We start from the raw sequence: 298 nt of genomic DNA, 5'->3' as shown, positions 1-298 counted from the left end.
AAAAAAGAACGCTTCCATTGATATACCAAGGGAGGTGAAGTGGCACTAACCATACCGCGATGACCAGCAAAATGACGATACCTTTGATACCCCGTATCAGATTTACCTTAGTTGAGGGGGCATGTGAAAAGGTCAGTAATCTATATAGGAAAATGAACAAGTAAAGTGTGTTGATAAAAAGTATCACAATATTATCCAATAAGGTTCAGTGTGACGGCAATAAGCAACGCTTGTTGGGGCAAGGTGAAGCCGACAATTGAACGACGTGAAAGCGTCAGGTTGTTCCATCCCACCGCTG

Annotated in this window: 1 pseudogene; it reads right to left on the bottom strand. The window is 43.0% G+C overall.

From position 1 onward, the window contains the following. Window positions 1-187, bottom strand: a pseudogene (locus A142_RS25290) (hypothetical protein); the annotation flags it as partial. Window positions 188-298: the final 111 nt, after the last annotated feature.

Source organism: Vibrio splendidus 12E03 (assembly GCF_000272105.2).
GTDB lineage: Bacteria > Pseudomonadota > Gammaproteobacteria > Enterobacterales > Vibrionaceae > Vibrio > Vibrio splendidus_I.
The sequence above is the reverse complement of the archived record's forward strand: the minus strand, read 5'-3'. Positions and strand labels throughout refer to the sequence as shown.